Origin of the sequence: Mumia flava, from assembly GCF_002797495.1 — a bacterium.
Taxonomy (GTDB): domain Bacteria; phylum Actinomycetota; class Actinomycetes; order Propionibacteriales; family Nocardioidaceae; genus Mumia; species Mumia flava.
In genome coordinates, this window is sequence record NZ_PGEZ01000001.1 from 384,925 (window position 1) to 402,209 (window position 17,285).

The 17,285-nt window shown below is 71.9% G+C and carries 14 protein-coding genes; 6 read left to right on the forward strand and 8 right to left on the reverse strand.

Annotation, left to right across the window (positions count from 1 at the left end):
* Nucleotides 1-5 precede the first annotated feature (5 nt).
* A complete protein-coding gene (locus CLV56_RS01805; RefSeq protein ID WP_039359835.1) occupies nucleotides 6-2,045 on the reverse strand; it encodes an NADH:flavin oxidoreductase in 2,040 nt (679 codons plus the stop codon).
* A 72-nt stretch (nucleotides 2,046-2,117) separates the two neighbouring features.
* Here CLV56_RS01805 and CLV56_RS01810 point away from each other — a divergent pair, with 72 nt between their 5' ends.
* Nucleotides 2,118-3,044, forward strand: coding sequence for a LysR family transcriptional regulator (locus CLV56_RS01810; RefSeq protein ID WP_039359837.1), 927 nt, complete (start codon nucleotides 2,118-2,120; stop codon nucleotides 3,042-3,044).
* A gap of 24 nt (nucleotides 3,045-3,068) precedes the next feature.
* On the opposite strand, the gene CLV56_RS01815 is transcribed toward CLV56_RS01810, so the two are convergent.
* Nucleotides 3,069-3,326: a hypothetical protein gene (locus tag CLV56_RS01815; protein WP_100414299.1), complete on the reverse strand. Its 258-nt coding sequence runs from the start codon at nucleotides 3,324-3,326 to the stop codon at nucleotides 3,069-3,071.
* 200 nt (nucleotides 3,327-3,526) lie between these two features.
* Entirely contained in the window at nucleotides 3,527-6,175 is a 2,649-nt protein-coding gene (locus tag CLV56_RS01820) for a M14 family zinc carboxypeptidase (protein ID WP_100414300.1), read from the reverse strand.
* 220 nt (nucleotides 6,176-6,395) lie between these two features.
* On the opposite strand from CLV56_RS01820, the gene CLV56_RS01825 reads away from it, so the two are divergent.
* Nucleotides 6,396-7,709, forward strand: coding sequence for an aminotransferase class I/II-fold pyridoxal phosphate-dependent enzyme (locus CLV56_RS01825; protein ID WP_039359843.1), 1,314 nt, complete (start codon nucleotides 6,396-6,398; stop codon nucleotides 7,707-7,709).
* Nucleotides 7,710-7,795: 86 nt separating this feature from the next.
* On the opposite strand, the gene CLV56_RS01830 is transcribed toward CLV56_RS01825, so the two are convergent.
* Together CLV56_RS01830 and CLV56_RS01835 are read right to left on the reverse strand one after the other, a co-directional pair.
* Nucleotides 7,796-9,031, reverse strand: a complete 1,236-nt coding sequence (locus CLV56_RS01830; protein ID WP_245857520.1) for a fatty acid desaturase family protein — start codon at nucleotides 9,029-9,031, stop codon at nucleotides 7,796-7,798.
* Nucleotides 9,032-9,068: 37 nt separating this feature from the next.
* The gene (locus CLV56_RS01835; RefSeq protein ID WP_100414302.1) at nucleotides 9,069-10,163 is read right to left on the reverse strand and encodes a ferredoxin reductase; all 1,095 of its coding nucleotides are present in this window, start codon (nucleotides 10,161-10,163) and stop codon (nucleotides 9,069-9,071) included.
* 144 nt (nucleotides 10,164-10,307) lie between these two features.
* Between CLV56_RS01835 and CLV56_RS01840 the strand changes: the two genes are divergently transcribed.
* On the forward strand, nucleotides 10,308-10,946 hold the full coding sequence (locus tag CLV56_RS01840; RefSeq protein WP_245857523.1) for a TetR family transcriptional regulator: 639 nt from the start codon (nucleotides 10,308-10,310) through the stop codon (nucleotides 10,944-10,946).
* A gap of 178 nt (nucleotides 10,947-11,124) precedes the next feature.
* Here the strand turns inward: CLV56_RS01840 and miaA are convergent, their stop codons facing one another.
* Nucleotides 11,125-12,057: a tRNA (adenosine(37)-N6)-dimethylallyltransferase MiaA gene (gene miaA / locus CLV56_RS01845; protein WP_245857526.1), complete on the reverse strand. Its 933-nt coding sequence runs from the start codon at nucleotides 12,055-12,057 to the stop codon at nucleotides 11,125-11,127.
* Between the two features lie 54 nt (nucleotides 12,058-12,111).
* Between miaA and CLV56_RS01850 the strand changes: the two genes are divergently transcribed.
* Nucleotides 12,112-12,402, forward strand: coding sequence for an antitoxin (locus CLV56_RS01850; RefSeq protein ID WP_039359845.1), 291 nt, complete (start codon nucleotides 12,112-12,114; stop codon nucleotides 12,400-12,402).
* A 16-nt stretch (nucleotides 12,403-12,418) separates the two neighbouring features.
* On the forward strand, nucleotides 12,419-13,480 hold the full coding sequence (locus CLV56_RS01855; RefSeq protein ID WP_039359848.1) for a class I SAM-dependent methyltransferase: 1,062 nt from the start codon (nucleotides 12,419-12,421) through the stop codon (nucleotides 13,478-13,480).
* Nucleotides 13,481-13,669: 189 nt separating this feature from the next.
* On the opposite strand, the gene CLV56_RS01860 is transcribed toward CLV56_RS01855, so the two are convergent.
* Complete coding sequence (locus tag CLV56_RS01860) at nucleotides 13,670-15,211, reverse strand: glycoside hydrolase family 5 protein (RefSeq protein ID WP_100414304.1); 1,542 nt, start codon at nucleotides 15,209-15,211, stop codon at nucleotides 13,670-13,672.
* An 84-nt stretch (nucleotides 15,212-15,295) separates the two neighbouring features.
* Here CLV56_RS01860 and CLV56_RS01865 point away from each other — a divergent pair, with 84 nt between their 5' ends.
* A complete protein-coding gene (locus CLV56_RS01865; protein ID WP_039359851.1) occupies nucleotides 15,296-15,757 on the forward strand; it encodes an NUDIX domain-containing protein in 462 nt (153 codons plus the stop codon).
* 41 nt (nucleotides 15,758-15,798) lie between these two features.
* On the opposite strand, the gene CLV56_RS01870 is transcribed toward CLV56_RS01865, so the two are convergent.
* On the reverse strand, nucleotides 15,799-17,148 hold the full coding sequence (locus CLV56_RS01870) for an MmgE/PrpD family protein (RefSeq protein ID WP_157805039.1): 1,350 nt from the start codon (nucleotides 17,146-17,148) through the stop codon (nucleotides 15,799-15,801).
* Nucleotides 17,149-17,285: the final 137 nt, after the last annotated feature.

Here is a 17,285-nt window from a genome sequence, read left to right on the forward strand (position 1 = left end):
GGGACTCAGACGGTGATGCAGAGGCGGAGCGCGTCGTAGACGGCGGCGTGGATGGTGCGGCTGCTCACGGCGTCGCCGATCCGGAACAGCTGGTAGCGGCCGTCCGGGTTGCGGACGACGTCCTGCGGCCGTCCGCCGATCAGCGCGGCGTGGTCCACCTCGCCGCCGTTGGACGAGCCGGCCCGCAGCGCGAGGTAGAGCGCGTCGTTCGGCAGCGTCCCGTGCTCGACGACGACGTGGTCGACGACGCGGCGCACGGAGTGCTCGGCGTACTCGCTGAACAGCTCGGCCTCGAGCCGCCCGTCGTCGGTGCGGCGCACCGCGCGCAGCCGGTACGCGAGGGTGGTCCGTACGTCGTGCTCGGCGAACGCCCTGAGGTACGCCGGAGAGTTCATGCCGCCGACCTTCACGGCGAGCATCCTCTCCGGCGTCACGATCTCGACCCGGGCGCCGCTGCCCGCGAGGAGCTCGGCGGCATCCATCGCGGGCTCCGCGCCGTGGTCGTCGTAGACCAGCACGTCGCCGCGCGGTCGGGCCGCACCGTCCATCACGTCCCAGGTGTCGAGGACGAGGTTCTGCCCCTCTGCCAGGAAGGTGCGGTTCGGCAGGCCGCCGGTCGCGACCACGACCACGTCGGGGTCGTACGCCAGCACGTCGCCCTCCTCCGCGTACACGCCGTAGCGGAACTCGACGCCGGCGAGCTTCGCCTCGGAGACCCGCCAGTCGACGATCCCGACGAGGTCGCGCCGGCGCGGTGACGCAGCCCCGAGCAGGATCTGGCCGCCGGGCACGTCGGCCGCCTCGAGCACGACGACGCGATGACCCCGCTCGCCGAGGACGCGCGCGGCCTCCAACCCGGCCGGGCCGGCTCCGACCACCACCGCCGTACGGGCGCGTGCCGCGGGCTGGATCAGGTGCGGCAGGGTGAGCTCGCGCCCGGTCGCCGGGTTGTGGATGCACTTCGCGTCGCCGGAGGCGTAGATCGCGTCGAGGCAGTAGTTCGCGCCCACGCAGGGGCGGATCCGGTCCTCGTCGCCGTCGGCCAGCTTGCGGACCAGGTGCGGGTCGGCGATCTGGGCGCGTGTCATCCCGACGAGGTCGAGCAGACCCTCGCGCACGGCGTAGCGGGCGGTCGCCACGTCGGAGATCCGCGACGCGTGCATCACCGGGATGTCGAGCTCCCGCTTGATCCCGCCGGCGAACTCCAGGAACGGCGCCGACGGCGTCCCCATCGACGGGATCACCTTCGCCAGGTGCGCGTCGCTCTCGATCGTTCCCTTGATGACGCTGAGGAAGTCGATCCCGTCGGCGACGTAGGCCCGCAGCGCGGCCAGCGCCTCGGCACGGCCGAGTCCGCCCGGCAGGTCCTCGTCCATCGACATCCGGATGCCGACCACGAAGTCCGGTCCGACCGCCTCCCGTACCGCCCGGATCACCCGGCGGGGGAACGCGGCGCGGCCGGCGAGGTCCCCGCCGTACGCGTCGTCGCGGTCGTTGGTGAGCGGCGACAGGAAGCCGTCGAGGAGGTGCCCGTACGCCTCGAGCTCGATCCCGTCGAGCCCTGCCGCCTGGCAGCGTGCGGCGGCGTCGGCGTAGTCCCGGACGATCCGGTCGAGGTCCCACGGCTCGGCGACCTTCGGGAACGCCCGGTGCGCCGGCTCGCGCTGGGCGGACGGGTAGACGAGCGGGAGCCAGTCGGCGGTGTCGTCGGTGCTGCGGCGCCCGAGGTGGGTGACCTGGCACATCACCGCGGCGCCCTGCTCGTGGACGGCGTCGGTGAGCCGGCGCAGCCAGCCGACGATCTCGTCGCGGTACAGCAGGAGGTTGCCGAACGCCGGCGGACTGTCCGGCGAGACGACGGCGGACCCGCCGATCATCGTGAGGCCGACGCCGCCACGGGCCTTCTCGAGGTGGTAGCGCAGATACCGGTCCTTCGGCATCCCGTCCTCGGAGTACGCGGGCTCGTGCGACGTGCTGACGACCCGGTTGCGGAGCCGGATCGTCCGGAGGTCGTAGGGCTGCAGGAGTGGGTCGAGCGTGCGCACACCGTCAGTGTGAGCCCGAGGACTGCTGAAGAATAGCGAACGGATGTGCACGAAACCGTGCAATGCTGTTGCATGATCGATCACCGCCTCCACGTGCTGCGCATGGTCGCCGCACACGGCAGCGTGACCGCCGCGGCCACGGCCCTGCACTTCACGCCGTCAGCGGTCTCGCACCAGCTCCGCACGCTCGCGCGCGACCTCGACGTCACGCTGCTCGTCCACGAGGGACGCGGCGTCCGGCTGACCGCAGCCGCCCGGACGCTGCTCACCCACGCCGACGACCTCTTCGCGCGCTGGGAGGAGATCAAGGCCGACCTCGCGGTCGCATCGGAGGAACGGGCCGAGGAGCTGCGGCTGTGCGGGTTCTCGACCGCCGCCGCGGCGCTGCTCCCCCACGTCGCCGCACGGTCGCGGGCGACCCGTCCGCACCTGTCGGTCCGGATCATCGAGGCCGACCCCGACGAGTGCTTCGACCGGCTGCTCAACGGAGACGCCGACCTCGCCGTCGTCGTCTCCACGCCGACGCTCCCGTCGAGCCTGGACGCGCGCTTCGACCAGGAGCCGCTGCTCGACGACCCGCTCGACCTGCTCGTCCCCGAGGGCCACCGGCTGGCCGACCAGTCGTCGGTCTCGCTCGCCGACGCGGCCGACGAGCCGTGGATCCTCGACCACCCCGGCCGTCCGCACCACCAGCTCGTGGTCACCGCGTGCGCCGCCGCGGGCTTCACGCCGTACCACGCCCACGAGGCGGTCGAGTGGGACACCGGCGCCGCCCTCACCGCCGCCGGGTTCGGCGTCTCGATGGCGCCGCGGCTGGCTCGTCTCCCGGCCGGCTACCCGATCGTGCGCGTGCCGCTGAGCGGATCACCGAGTCCGGCGCGGCACGTGCTCACCGCCGTACGGCAGGGCTCGCGCCGCCATCCCGCGATCGCCGACGCGCTCACGTTCCTCGAGGAGGCGGCGGCACGCAGTCGGGTGCTGTCGGCGCCGTCGGCGTGAGACGCGGCGTGCGGGAGGCGCGGGTCAGACGTCGTCGGGGTGATCGGCCGCGTCGTCGAGGAGCTCGGAAGCGCCTGCGGTCTCGTCGCCGTCCGCGTCCCGACGCGCACGTCCGGCGGCGTCGCTGATCTCGAACAGCTCGGTCGCCAGGTCGCCGACCTCCGTGATCACCTGCCGCGTCGCGCCGAGGACGATCACGGAGAGGCGTTGGGCGCTCGCGGTCACGGCCTCGGCGGCCTGCTGAACGACGTCCTTGTTGATCTCGCGTCGCCGCAACGCCATCGCCGCTCCTCGTGACTCGCGCCGGTCGCGACCGGCCGCCTGAGCTGTCGCGGCCACGCTACCGGATCGGCTCGCGCCGCCGTCTCCGCTCGGGGCGCCACCGTACGGGCCCGCGCGGTGAGCTGGTTCCCACCACGGAGACCCGCGTGGGAACCAGCTCACCGACCGTGGCGGCGGTACGGCCGCCGCGACGCGCCGCGCTACGGAAGCAGCCGGCCGTTCGGTGCGAACGCCGGCTGCAGCCGCTTCAGCTGCGTCTTGCTCACCTCCGTCGCCGGGCCGCCGTAGACCGCGTTGTAGACCAGGTTGAAGGTCGAGCGCGGCAGCGAACGGAACGTCACCTCGCTGCCGTACGTGACGACCGTCCCCTGCCCGACCTTGGTCGAGAGCACGTTCCCCGCGCCGGCGATGTACTCCTCACCGCGCAGGTAGCCGCTCGCGAGCACGTCCGACTCCGGGTACCGCGACGCCACCTCGACCTTCTTCTTCGTCGGCTCCCACGCCTGGGTGTTGTAGAGCCAGACCGGCCACTCCTCCGGCATGCCCCAGGCGACCATCTGGTCGGTGTCGAACTCCTGGTTCAGCAGGCTGCCACCGGTCGCGAAGTCGCTCCGCCCGGGAAGGACGGGCTCGATCGGGAGGTTCACGAGCTCCTGGGCGGTCGCGACCGAGTTGCCGATGGCGAGGAGCGTGCCGCCGTTGCGGACGAAGCGGCGCAGCTTCTTCCACCCCTTCTCACCGACGCCGTACGCCCACGCGAACTCCTCGTCGTACCGCTCGGGATCCAGTCCCTCGACGATGTCGTCGCCCGAGATCCCCTGCGGCAGCACGATCGTGTCGTACACGTCGTTGAGCTGTCCGCTCTGGAAGTCCTGCGCACCGACGACCTCGTAGTTGATCCCGTACTGGTCCATCAGCCACATGTCCCAGCCGCCCGGCATGTTGTTCGCACCGCGGAACAGCCCGACCCGCGTACGCGGCTTGAGCTGGATCCCCTCCACCTTCGGAGCGACGGCCGTCGCAGCGACCGGGACCCCGACCTCGGCGCTGGCGTCCGCCAGCACCGAACGCGCCTGCGGCGTCGCCGGGACCACGTAGGTGCCCGCCGGGTAGTCGGTCCCGGAGTCGGAGAAGCCGGCCGCCGTGCGGAACGTGGTGATGTTGCGCCTCTGCAGCGCTGCGACCATCGAGATCGTGCCGTACGACTCGGGGCGCACCAGGTACGCGCCGTCGGCGCCCGGAGCAGCCGGCATCGACACCTCGGGAAGCTCGACCGACTCGACGCGCTCCAGCGGCGCCTCGAACGACTCGTCCACGGCCGCCACGTCGACGCCCAGCTGGATCGGAAGGCTCGTGGTCGCCTCGGCGTACGGAAGGTCGTCGACCGGGTACTCGTCGGTCCCGAGCACCTGGTCGACCCAGTTGCCGCGGGGCTGCTCGGTCTTGATCACGTACGCGCCTGCCGCGTACTGCTCACCGCCGGCCGTGAAGGGACCGGTCGCCCGGTCGATCTCGACCTGCGTCCAGTCCAGCCGCTGCAGCATCTCGAAGGTGGCGTACGGGTCGCGCTGCTCGGCGTCGACCACGAATGCCCAGGTGCCGGAGTCGACCCCGTCCTCCATGTACTCCTGCGGAACGGAGAAGAGGTTGTCGTACAGCAGCTTCTCGCCGTTCTGCGCGACGTACTCCATCCCGGCGTACGTGGCGGTCTCGGCGTACTCGACGATGTCCTTCAGCGTCCACGTGTCCTTCTCGTACGGCTCGATCAGGAGCTGCGTGGCCTGCTGCGGACCCAGCGGCGAACCGTCGTCGGACGTCTGCGGGTACGCGAGGTCCCGTACCGACGCGATCTCGGTGAGGAACGCGCCGGTGCCGGTGAACGGGAAGAACCCGACCGGCTGCTCCAAGGTCCAGAACACGTGGTAGTCACCGGTCCCGACGCCGGCCTTGCCCTCCGCGGCGAGCTGGCGAGCCGCGTGCTGGCCGACGGCCGCGGTCGACGCGTTCATGTTGGTCGGCACGTTCTCACTCGTGATCCCGCCGTACGGCGGCACGAAGATCCGCTCTCCGCTGTTGCCCTGCTGGTGCATGATGTGGGTCATCACGGGCCGGTACTTCTTCGTCAGCTCGAGCCGGTACTGCGCCTCGATCTGCGTGAACATCGTCCAGTCCCGGTTGTCGTCGTGCCCGGTGTACTTGTGGTAGAGGTCCGGGTAGACCCGCGCGAGATCGGTGCCCGCCGTGCGGTTGAAGTGGTCGACGACGAGCTCCTGGCCGTCCGGGTTCTGCGACGGCACGAGCATGATGACGGCGTTGTTGAGCACCTCGTCGGTGAAGTCCGAGGTCTCGGTCGCGAGCCGGTGGACGATGTCGTTGATCGCCTGTCCGTTGCCGACCTCGGTGGAGTGGATCGTGGCCTCGAGGTGGTAGATCGGCACACTGTCCTGAGCGAGCGCCCGGGCCTCGGGCTCGGAGGTCGAGCGCGGGTCCGAGAGCTTCTGGTTCATCGCGACGATCTCGTCGAGGCGCTCCAGGTTCTCCGGCGCGCTGATGAACACGGTTGCGTACTCGTTGCCCATCGTGGTCTCGCCGACCGTCTCGTACGTGACCCGGTCCGACTGGTCCGCGATCGTCTTCATGTAGTCGAGGACGTCCGAGTACGCGGCGAGCTTGCCTTCCGTCCCCATCTCGAAGCCGAAGAACTGCTCCGGCGTGGCGATGTCGCCGGCCGCTGCCGGCAACGTGGTTCGATACGGCGCCTCTGCGGTCGCCGACGAGGCGACCAGGCTGGTCCCGAGGAGTGCGACCGACGCCACCGCTACGGCGCCGGAGACCTTGGTGAGTCTCATGTGCTCCCTTTCCGCAAGGACCCGCCGCCGGTGTGCGGCGAGGTGGCCACACGTTAACGATCGTTCACGCCGCCGAGGCGGCCTCGATTGTTCGGCATTGTTCGAACTTCGGAGTAGGACAACCGGTGTCTCCGCGAGTCGCGACGACGGCGTCCGGCTTCGACTGGCGCTTCCCTGCGGAACCAACTAGGAATTCCTCATGGGGGGAAGGGATCAGCGCATGCGTGCGGGCGTCGCACCGGCCGCTGCGCTCGCCGACGGTGTTCCCGACCCCTCGGCGCGCGGGATCGCCGAGCACGTCACCCGGCTGATCCGCACGGGCACCATCGGCGACGGCGTGCGGCTTCCGACCGTGCGGGCGACCGCGGCTGCCCTGCACGTCGGCCCGACCACGGTCGCGACCGCGTGGGCGATCCTCCACGAGCGCCGCCTGATCCGGTCGGAGGGCCGGAACGGCACCTTCGTGCGCGACCTCAGCGACGCCCCCGCCTCCCGAGCCGCCCATCGCGTCCCGATCGAGCTCGATCTGACGTCGGACTCGTACGACGTCGACCTGATCCCCGACCCCACCGCGTACCTCGCTCGAGCAGCGGCTGGTCATCCGCTCCACCTTCCTGACGCGCCGGTGGTCGATCCCGACCTCGAAGCGCTCGCGCGCGCCGCGTGGCCGTTCGAGCCGGCGTCGATGGCCGTCGCCTGGAGCTACCCCGATGCTCTGACCCAGATCGTCGACCTCGTCGCGAGCCCGGCGGACCGCGTCCTCGTCGAACAAGCGTGCTCCCCCGAGACCATGGCTGTGCTCTCGACCGCGCGTGTTCGCCCGGTGCACGTCGCGTCCGACCACCACGGCATGCTGCCGGACGCGCTGGCCGGCGCCTTGTCCACGCGTGCGGTCCTCGCGGTCGTGCAGCCCCGGATGGCCGATCCGCTCGGGCACGCGCTGACGCACCAGCGCGCACGAGAGCTGGCGGCGGTCTTCAGCCGTCACGACGCGTTCGTCGTCGAGGAAGACGGGAGCGCGGCGCTCGCGGAGGACCCGTCGGTCTCCGTCGGGGGGCACCTGCCGCACCGATGCATCCTCGTTCGCGGATACCACCGAGGGCTCGGCCCGCAGGCGCGGATCGCGCTCGTCGGCGGCCCGTCCACGATCGTCGAGCGGATCCGCGAACGCCAGGCGGTCACGGGCTCGTTCCCCCCGTCACTGGCCCAGCGCGCGCTCCGCATGATGGCTCAGGACCCGGCGATCGGCGAGCTCCTGGGGGTCGCACGCGCGCGGTACACGCACCGTCGCCGCTCGATCGTGGACGCGCTGCGTCTGCGCGGGGTCAGAGCCGTCGGCGGGCGCGGTCTCGCGTTGTGGGTGCGGGTGGGCGACGCCGACGCGACGACACGCCGCCTGGCACGCGCCGGCGTCCTCGCACACTCCGGGACCGCCCTCGCCTCACCCGACTACGGCCGCAGGCACGTCCGCCTCGCGGTGGCCGGGCTGCGTGATCAGCACGACGCGGTGGCGGGCCTGCTCGCCGCCGCGTGATCCGGTGGGAACCCACTCACCACTCGCGCCGGCATCCGACCGTCGGTGAGCTGGTTCCCACCACGCCGACTCGCGTGGGAACTCACTCACCGCCCGTGCGGGGCGGTCCACTCCCGGTCGAAGAACCCGCGCCCACCGCGCTTGCGCGGCGGCAGGGCGTACCGCGTGATCTTCTTCGCGACCGAGCCGAGCTGCCGCGACAGCGGGCCGGTGTTGTACTTCAGCCCGTACTTCTCGCAGATCGCGCGGATCTCCGGGGCGATCTGCGGGTAGCGCCGCGACGGGATGTCGGGGAAGAGATGGTGCTCGATCTGGTGACTGAGGTTGCCGGTCATGATGTGGAAGAGCCGGCCGCCGGAGATGTTCGCGGAGCCGTGGAGCTGCCGCAGGTACCACTGGCCGCGGGTCTCGTTCTCGGCCTCCTCCTCGGTCCAGCTCTCCACGTCGGCCGGGAAGTGGCCGCAGAAGATCACCGCGAACGCCCAGACGTTGCGGACCAGGTTGGCGGAGAGGTTGCCGAGCAGCGTCGAGAGGAAGAACGGGCCGGTCAGCGCGGGGAAGACGACGTAGTCCTTGAGCAGCTGACGGCGGATCTTCGCGAGCGTGCCGGCGTTGCGGGCCTTCCACTCCTCGGGCGTCTCCTCACCGCGGGTGACGCGGTCGCGCTCGAGGTCGTGCACGAGCACGCCCCACTCGAACAGCAGCGCGAGCGCCATCGCGTACACGGGGTTGCCGAGGTACGCCGGGTGCCACGGCTGGTCGGGGTCGATCCGGACCAGGCCGTACCCGATGTCGCGGTCCTTGCCGTGGATGTTGGTGTACGTGTGGTGGACGTAGTTGTGGGTGTTCTTCCAGCCCTTCGCCATCCCGACCGTGTCCCACTCGAACGCCTTCGAGCTGAGCTCCGGGTCGTTCATCCAGTCGTACTGGCCGTGCATGACGTTGTGGCCGATCTCCATGTTGTCGAGGATCTTCGACAACGACAGCGACGCGACGCCACCCAGCCACGCGCCCGGGACGAACGGGACGAAGAACAGGCCGCGGCCGACGACCTCGAGCGCGGTGCGGGCCTTCATCACGCGGCGGATGTAGTCCGCGTCCTCCTGACCGAGCTCGGCGAGGAGACGCACCCGCATCGCGTCGAGCTCGCGGCCGAGCTCGTCGAGCTCCTCGGGGGTGAGGAGGTCGAGCCCCACGGTGGACGTACGGGTCGCGTCGTCGCTGACGAGCGGCTCGGGGGCCATGTCGTGATCGGTCGCGTCGTAGACGCGCGTCGACTCGGCGTCGTAGAGCGGGGTGTCGTTCTCGCGAAGAGCAGTCATGGGAACCTCTCTCGTCGTCGGGTCGGAGGGCGTCGGGTCAGAGGTCGAGGCAGACGTCGCCGACCGGGGCGTTGACGCAGATCTTGATCTTCTCGTCCGTGTCGGCGCGGACCTCGCCGGTGATGACGTTGCGCACGGCGCCGTGCACCTTGCGGGTCGAGCAGGTGTTGCAGATCCCCATCCGGCAGCCGAACTCCGGCGCGAGACCGGACCCTTCGGCCTGCTCGAGCAGGGTGCGTCCGTCGTTGTCCGTCGCGCGACCGGACGCCTCGAACGTGACGGTCCCGGTCGCGTCCTCGGCATCCAGGTCGACCGTGGGGACCTTGAACCACTCGCGCCGCAGGTCGCCGCCGAGCTTGTCGTACGTCTCGCCGACGACGTCGATCAGCCCGGCGGGACCGCAGACGTACGTCGGGTGCCGTGCGGCGTCGATCGCGAACGCGTCGAGGTGGTCGGGGGTGAAACGGCCCTCGACCGCCGCGGTCGGGTCCGGGTCCCGGGTGTAGATCCGCTCGACCCGGGCCCAGGTGCAGTCGCGCGCGATCGCGTCGAGCTCGTCGGAGAACATCTCGTCGGCGCGGCTGCGCGCGTAGTGCACGAACGTCACGGGGCGGTCGTGCCCGCGGTCGCGCAGGGTCCGCAGCATCGCCATCACCGGGGTGATCCCGGAGCCGCCGCTGATCAGCGTGAGGTGGTCGGGCACGTGGTCGTCGAGGACGAAGTCGCCCTCGGCCTGCGAGAGGTGCACGATCGTCCCCGGGCGCAGGCCCTCCTTGAGGTGCTGCGAGACGTATCCCTCGGGGTGGACCTTCACGCTCACGGTGATCCGGTCGCGGGTGTCGGACTCGGAGTCGACGACCGAGAAGCAGCGGATCCGCCGCGTGCCGTCGACCTCGACCCCGAACTGCACGTGCTGGCCGGCCCGGGCACCGCGCCAGGTGTCGTTGGGTCGCATCACGACCGTGCTCGCCGCGTCGGTCTCGGGCCGGACCTCCTCGACGACGGCGCGGACCTGGTGCACCGAGAGCATCGGGTGGACGCGGTCGAGGTAGTGGTCGACGCTGTGCGGGGTGGTGAGCGCATGGACGTACCTGGAGGCCAGGAGCGCCCTGATCGGTCCTCGCCGTGCCATCCGTACCCCGTCCGTGCGTGCCTCGTGTGAACACCTGTACACCGAGTGTCTCCAGCGACGCCGCGGTGGGTCAACGCCCCTCGACGTGAGGCGAGACACACAGTGTACGGGCGTACACCGGCCGATCCGCGATATGGTGCGCCGGTGCAGGCGAACGACGAGGTGGTTCCGCGCCGCACCCAGAAGGAGCGCACCCGCCAGGCGCTGCTCGACGCGGCGCTCGAGCTGACCGCGGACCACGGATTCGCCGGCGTGAGCCTCCGCCAGGTCGCGCGCGACGCCGGCGTGGTGCCGACCGCCTTCTACCGCCACTTCGCCTCGATGGACGACCTCGGGCTCGCTCTCGTCGAGCAGACCTTCACGACGCTGCGGGAGATGGCGCGGGACGCGCGCTCCGACCCGGCCAACTACGACGACATCATCAACGTCTCGGCGTCGGTAATCGTGACCCACGTCCGGGCGCACCGGTCGCACTTCGCGTTCATCGCGCGGGAGCGGTTCGGGGGCGTGCCGGCGGTACGGCGCCGGATCCGCGCCGAGCTGCGGTTGTTCGTCTCCGAGCTCGCCGTCGACCTGCGGACCCTTCCGTACATCTCGGCGTGGGAGTCGCAGGACGTCCAGATGGCCGCACGGCTCTTCGTCAGCATCATGGTCTCGACCGCCGAGCAGGTGATCGAGACACCCGAGGCCCGCGACGACCTGCTGGAGGAGATCGAGGAGGACACCCGCCGGCAGATGCGCCTGATCGTCCTCGGCTTCGCCTCCTGGCACCCTCCGCACTGACGACCTCCCTCCGCTCGTCGAGGCGCGAGCGCAGCGAGCGATCGAGACGCGCGCCCCCTCCGTCCGTCGAGGCGCGAGCGCAGCGAGCGATCGAGACGCCAGGGGACCTCCGGTCTCGATCCTCGCTCCGCTCGGCCTCGACCACCGGGGGGTAGCGGGCCTCGACCACCGGGGTCGCTCAGCCGGCGACTGCCGCCACCGCGCGGTCGACGAGGTCCGGCGCGTCGTACGGGAGCCAGACGATCCGGGCGTCCTTGCGGAACCACGCGTCCTGTCGCCGTGCGAACTTCCGCGTCCCCCGCACGGTGGCGTCGCGCGCGTCGTCCTCGCTGCACTCCCCCGCGAGGTGAGCGAGCACCTGCGCGTACCCGAGCGCCCGCGACGCCGTCGGCGCGTCCGCCAACCCGGCCGGCAGCAGGCCGCGGACCTCGTCGACCAGACCCGCCTCCCACATCCGGTCGACCCGGGACGCGATCCGCTGGTCGAGGACGTCGCGCGGCACGTCGAGCCCGATCAGCCGCAGGCCGTCGTAGTACGCATCGTGTCCCGGCAGGCTGGCTGCGAACGGCCGCCCGGTGATCTCGACGACCTCGAGCGCCCGGACGATGCGGCGCCCGTTGCTCGCCAGGATCGTCTCCGCCGCCGCCGGGTCGACTGCGCGCAGCCGTTCGTGCATCGCCTCCGGGCCCAGCGCGTCCAGGTCGGCCTGCAGACGCGCCCGTACGGTCGGGTCGGTCCCGGGGAACTCGAACCGGTCGACCACGGCGCGGACGTACAGCGCCGAGCCGCCGACGAGGACCGGCACCGCGCCACGCACCGTGATGTCGTCGACCGCGGCCCGTGCCCACTCCTGGAACTCCGCCACCGTCGCCGGCGCCGACACGTCGAGCACGTCCAGCAGGTGGTGCGGAACCCCGGCACGCTCGGCCTCCGGCATCTTCGCGGTGCCGACGTCCATCCCGCGGTAGATCTGGTACGCGTCGACGTTGACGACCTCGCCGCCGATCCGCCGCGCGAGCGCGACCGCGAGGTCGGACTTCCCGGCGGCGGTCGGGCCGACGACGGCGATCACGCCGGTGTCGCCGACTCCACCTGCTCGCCCGTCCGCCACGCCGACCATTGTGTCGTAGCCTCGAAGAAAGCTGCCCTCGACAGGAGGACGACCATGAGCAGGTTCGACGAGTACCTCGGCAAGGCCAAGGTCACCGCGAAGGATCTCCGCAGCAAGGCGGGGACGATGGTGAACCAGAACGAGGCCAAGATCGACGGCGTCATGGAGAAGGCGAAGGCCAAGGCCAAGGACGTCACCAAGGGCAAGTACGACGCCAAGATCGACAAGGCGCACGACGCCGCACGCAGCGGTGTGCGCAAGATCGGCGAGGGTGGCTCGGGCGGCGAGCCCCCGACCTCACCGCCGTCCGGCCCCGCCGGTCCGTCCGGGCCCGGCGCACGCTGAGCGTCGGGACCGTGCCGTGTCCGACAGCGCCGTCGACCGGCTCTTCGACTCGATCCTGGGCGCGTTCGACGTCCTGACGATCGCGCTCGGTGACCGCCTCGGGCTGTACGACGTGCTGCACGCGCACGGGCCGATCACGGCCCCGGCGCTCGCCGAGCACGCCGGGATCGACCCGCGCTACGCCCGCGAGTGGGTCGAGCAGCAGTGCGTGGCGGGCTGGGTGGGCGTGGACGACCCGGGTGCGGCAGCCGACGAGCGCCGCTACTCGCTCACGCCCGACGCGGCCGAGACCCTGCGCGACCGCGACTCGGAGGACTACCTGGCGGCGATCACCCAGATCGTCGCCGCCGCGGCCGCGCAGCTGCCGGCACTCGCCGAGGCGTACCGCACGGGCGGAGGCGTGCCGTGGGCGCAGTACGGTCCCGCGATGCGCCGGGGCCAGGCCGACGGCAACCGGCCGCTGTACCTCGGCTCGATGACCCGCGCGTGGCTGCCGTCGCTGCCGGAGCTGCACGAGCGGCTGCGGGCCGGGACGCGCGTCGCGGACATCGGCTGCGGCGACGGCTGGGGCTCGATCGCGATCGCCCGGGCGTACCCGGACGTGACCGTCGACGGTTACGACGTCGACCCCGACTCGATCGCCGCAGCCCAGGCGAACGCCCGGGACTCCGGCGTCGCGGACCGGGCCACGTTCCACCAGGTCGACGCCACGCGGCCACCGCAGGTCCAGGAGTACGGGTTGGTGACCGCGTTCGAGTGCATCCACGACCTGCCCGATCCGGTGTCCGTGCTGGCGGGGATGCGCGGGATGGCGCAGCCCGACGGGTGGGTGCTCGTGATGGACGAGCGGGTTCCCGATGCGTTCACCGGACCGGGCGACGACGTCGAGCGACTGATGTACGGGTACTCGACGCTGATCTGCTTGCCGGATGCGATGGCGCACCGCCCGACCCGCGCGACCGGGACGGTGATGCGGCTGGACGTCCTGCGCAGGTACGCGCAGGAAGCCGGGTTCGTCGACGTCGAGGTGCTGCCGATCGAGCACGACGTGTTCCGGCTGTACCGGCTGCTGTCCTGACCTGCCCGTCGGCGTCTCGATCACTCGCTCCGCTCGCGCCTCGACGATCGGGGGGTGGAGCCTCCGCTCGCGCCTCGACGATCGGCAAGGAAACCGGTGGTCGAGGCCGAGCGGAGCGAGGATCGAGACCCGGTGCTCAGGGGGCACCGGTGGTCGAGGCCGAGCGGAGCGAGGATCGAGACCCGGTGCTCAGCGGGCGCGGAGCGTGACGGTGACCGGGGCGTCACCGCGCGAGAGGAGCACGACGTCGACCGTACGGGCGCCGGCGCGGGTCGGTCGCGAGACCTTCGTGACCGCGAGCGCCCGTCGACCCTTCTGCTCCACGGTCACCGCCACGTCGTCGCCGAACCCGGACGGCACCACGATCTGGCTCGCGCCGAGACCGCGCTGTGGGTCGAACGTCACCGCGTAGGTGCCGTCGGCGACGGACTCGGTCTGCCGTACGCCGGCCAGCCGCACGGCGTACGGGGTCCACGCCCCGGCGCGGCCGGGATCGAGTCGCCCCTCGTCGTCGGCGAAGACGCAGTACGCGCCGCCGTTGGGCGAGACGCAGCCGTACCAGATCGCCCACCCGGATGCGAAGCTCTCGAAGCTGCGTGCCTGCTGCTCGACCAGCTCCACGTTGCCCGGGTACGACGCTCCGGCGCCGATCGGGCCCCACTCGCCGACGATCACGGGCATCTGCTCGCTGCGCGGGTACGCGGTGATGGCCGCCTCGTACGCCTCGACGAACCCGCTGGAGGTGTCCCAGTCGCCGCCGGCCTCGACCGCGGTCGAGTACGCGTGCGGCGCGTAGCCGATCCGGTCGTCGCCGCGGCGCGGGTCGTCGAACCCGGGAAGGGCCGTCGGGACGCCCTCACCGACGAGCACGGTCGGCTCGACGAACAGCCACGAGCGGGAGTCGACCGAGCGGATCCCGGAGATCAGCCGGTCGTACATCGCCGGGAGCTCGTCGGTCTCGAACGCCGCGGACTTCTGCACCATCGCCATCGGGTCGTCGAGGTCCTCGAATCCCATCTGGCCCATCGGCTCGTTGAAGAGGTCGTAGCCGAGCAGCGCCGGGTGCCCGGACAGCCGCTTGGCGAGGTGGGTCCAGGTGCGCACCTGCGCCTGCTGCAGGTCGGTGTCGCTGAACAGGTGCTTGAACGCGGCCTGGACGGCGGGGTGGAAGTAGTTCGCGAACCAGTCGTCGCCCGGCAGCCGCTCGAAGTCGATCCCGTCGGTGCGGGTCGCCCACTCGGGGATGCCGTTGAAGCCGAAGGCCGGGCCGTACACGTCCTGGTGCCAGTCGACCAGCACGAGGATGCCCTCGTCGTCGGCCCAGTCGAGGACGCTCTCGACGTGCTTGAGGTACGCCTTGTCGTAGTGCCCCTGCGTCGGCTCGACCTTGCTCCACTGGATCGGCAGGCGCAGCAGCGTGAAGCCGGCGGCACCCATCGCGCGTACGTCGGCGCGGGTGATGTCGTCGAACTTGCCGAGGTTGGTGCCGCGGAGCTGGACGGTGCGCCCGCGCCGGTCGGCGAGGACGGCGTTGCCGGCGTCGTCGGTGACGGTCTGCGTCGGGAAGGCCGTCCGGGTGCGGTAGGCACCGTGGCCCGAGCGCAGGTCGAACGCGGTGCTCGCCGACGCGCTGGCGGTCGGTGATGCCGAGACCGGCGCGGTGGTGGCCACCACACCGGCGGTCAGCGCCACGCCGGACAGCGCGGCGACGAGCGCGGAGCGCACGCGCATCGTTCCTCCTGGGGGTCGAGAGGGCTTGGACGGTCGCCCAAGTGTGACGCACAGTACACGACCTGCCGCCGCTAGGGTGCTCGCATGGCGCACTCGCTGGTCCCCGCCGCGTACGTCCTGCTCCTGCGGGGGCACCCGGGCGCGGAGGAGGTGCTCCTCCACCTCCGGCAGAACACCGGGTATCGCGACGGCCACTGGGCGCTGGTCGCCGGCCACGTCGAGGCCGGCGAGACCGCGCGCGAGGCGGCCGTGCGCGAGGCCGCGGAGGAGGCCGGTGTCGTCGTCGACCCGGTCGATCTCGAGCCGATCACCGTCGTGCACCGGATCGAGGTCGGAGGCCCGCCGGTCGAGCAGCGGGTCGACTTCTTCTTCGCCACGCGCCGCTGGTCCGGCGCGCCGTCGATCCGCGAACCGCAGAAGGCCGCCGAGCAGCGCTGGTTCTCGGTGCGCGCGCTCCCCGAACCGGGCGTCCCGCAGGAACGTCTCGTGCTCGACGCCTACGTGCGCGGCAGGCTGCAACCGCTGCTGGAGACCACCGAGCACTGAGGCTCGCCCACGACCCGAACAGGCGACGGGCGTACGCCGGCCTACGCCCGCACGAGCGGCAGGGCCTCCAGGGCCGCGACGACGTCGTCGGCGTCGGCGAGCGCCCGGACACCCTCGTACAGGCCGGCGGCGGCGCGCCGGTCCCCGGCGGAGTCGCCGAGCAGGCGTGCGACCTTCGCGACCACGTCGTCGGCCGAGAACGGGAAGTGCGCCGTGTCGCCGATCGGGTCCGGCTGAGCCAGGCCGACGGTGGTCCCGTCGGCCAGCTCGATCTCGACCTCGGTCACCCGCCGGTCGGGGAGGTAGCCGTCGAGCGCGTCGACCACGCGGACGTCGACCCGCTCGCTCACCGTCCGGGCGCGGGCGAACGCCGGCGTGCCGGGCTCCATCGTCGTCGGGTCGACGGCGCCGCTCACCAGCGCCGTCGCGACGACGAACGGCAGCGAGAACATCGCGGCGAGCCGGCTGTCGGCGCCCCGCTGGAACAGCGGGGCGGCGAGCGAGTGCGTGCCGACGCGGACGGCGACGACGTCCTCGACGCTCCACGAACCGCTCGCGCGCAGCGCCAGCACGAGGTCGACGGCCGCGTGGGTGTACGAGCAGGCGGCGTGCTGCTTCACGTAGCCCTCGGCAGCGAGCCAGCGCGTCCCGAGGTCCGCCGTCAGCGAGGCCGGGTCGACGTCCCCGACGAGGCTCAGCGCGCCGTACGCCCCGCCGCGGTTGGTCACGAGACCCGCGTGGGCGAGGTGGGCGGCCGAGAGGCCGGCGACGTTCGCCTGGCCCATCCAGAGGTTGCGGGTGACGTCGCCGGCCAGCACGGTCGCCCACGGCGCCACCGTCATCAGGCCCGTGGACGCGTCGACGGCGGCCGCGACCTCGTCGACGTCCCCGCCCCCGATCAGCGCCGCTGCGCAGGCGGCCCCGGTCGCTCCCCAGTGCCCGTGGGTGTGCCACGGCGCGCCCCGCCGCACGGCTCGTCCGAACCGCGCCGCGACCTCGTACCCGGCGCCGACCGCCGACAGGAAGCGCGCACCCGAGACGGATCCGTCGGCCTGCTGCGCGGCGGCGACGGCCGCGAAGACCACGTGGGCGGCCGGGTGGCCGGCGGCGTACTTGTTGCCCTCGTCGAGCTCCTGCGAGCAGGCCGCGGTCGCGGAGAGGAGCGCCGCGGTCTCGGGCGTCGTCGTCCGGGACGTGCCGATCACGCCGCAGCGCCCGGCGGGCATCGGCCACGCGTCGAGGAGCGCGCCGATCTCGGGGGTGCGGACCGCGGCGACGGTGACGCCGAGCAGGTCGGTGAGCACGATCGGCAGTCGGTCGTGGACCGTCGGGGCGCGGTCCGGTCCGAGCGAGCGGAGCCGGGCGGCCAACGTGTCGACTGCGGAACGCATCTGTTCCGCTTGACGGAACGATTGGCTCGACTGCATATCTTGACCGTACGATCGCGCTCGCTCGAGGTCAACGCCCCCGTGGTCGCGGTTTGCTGCAATATCAGGTCGGCTGCGCGATCTTGCTGCTCCCTCTTCTC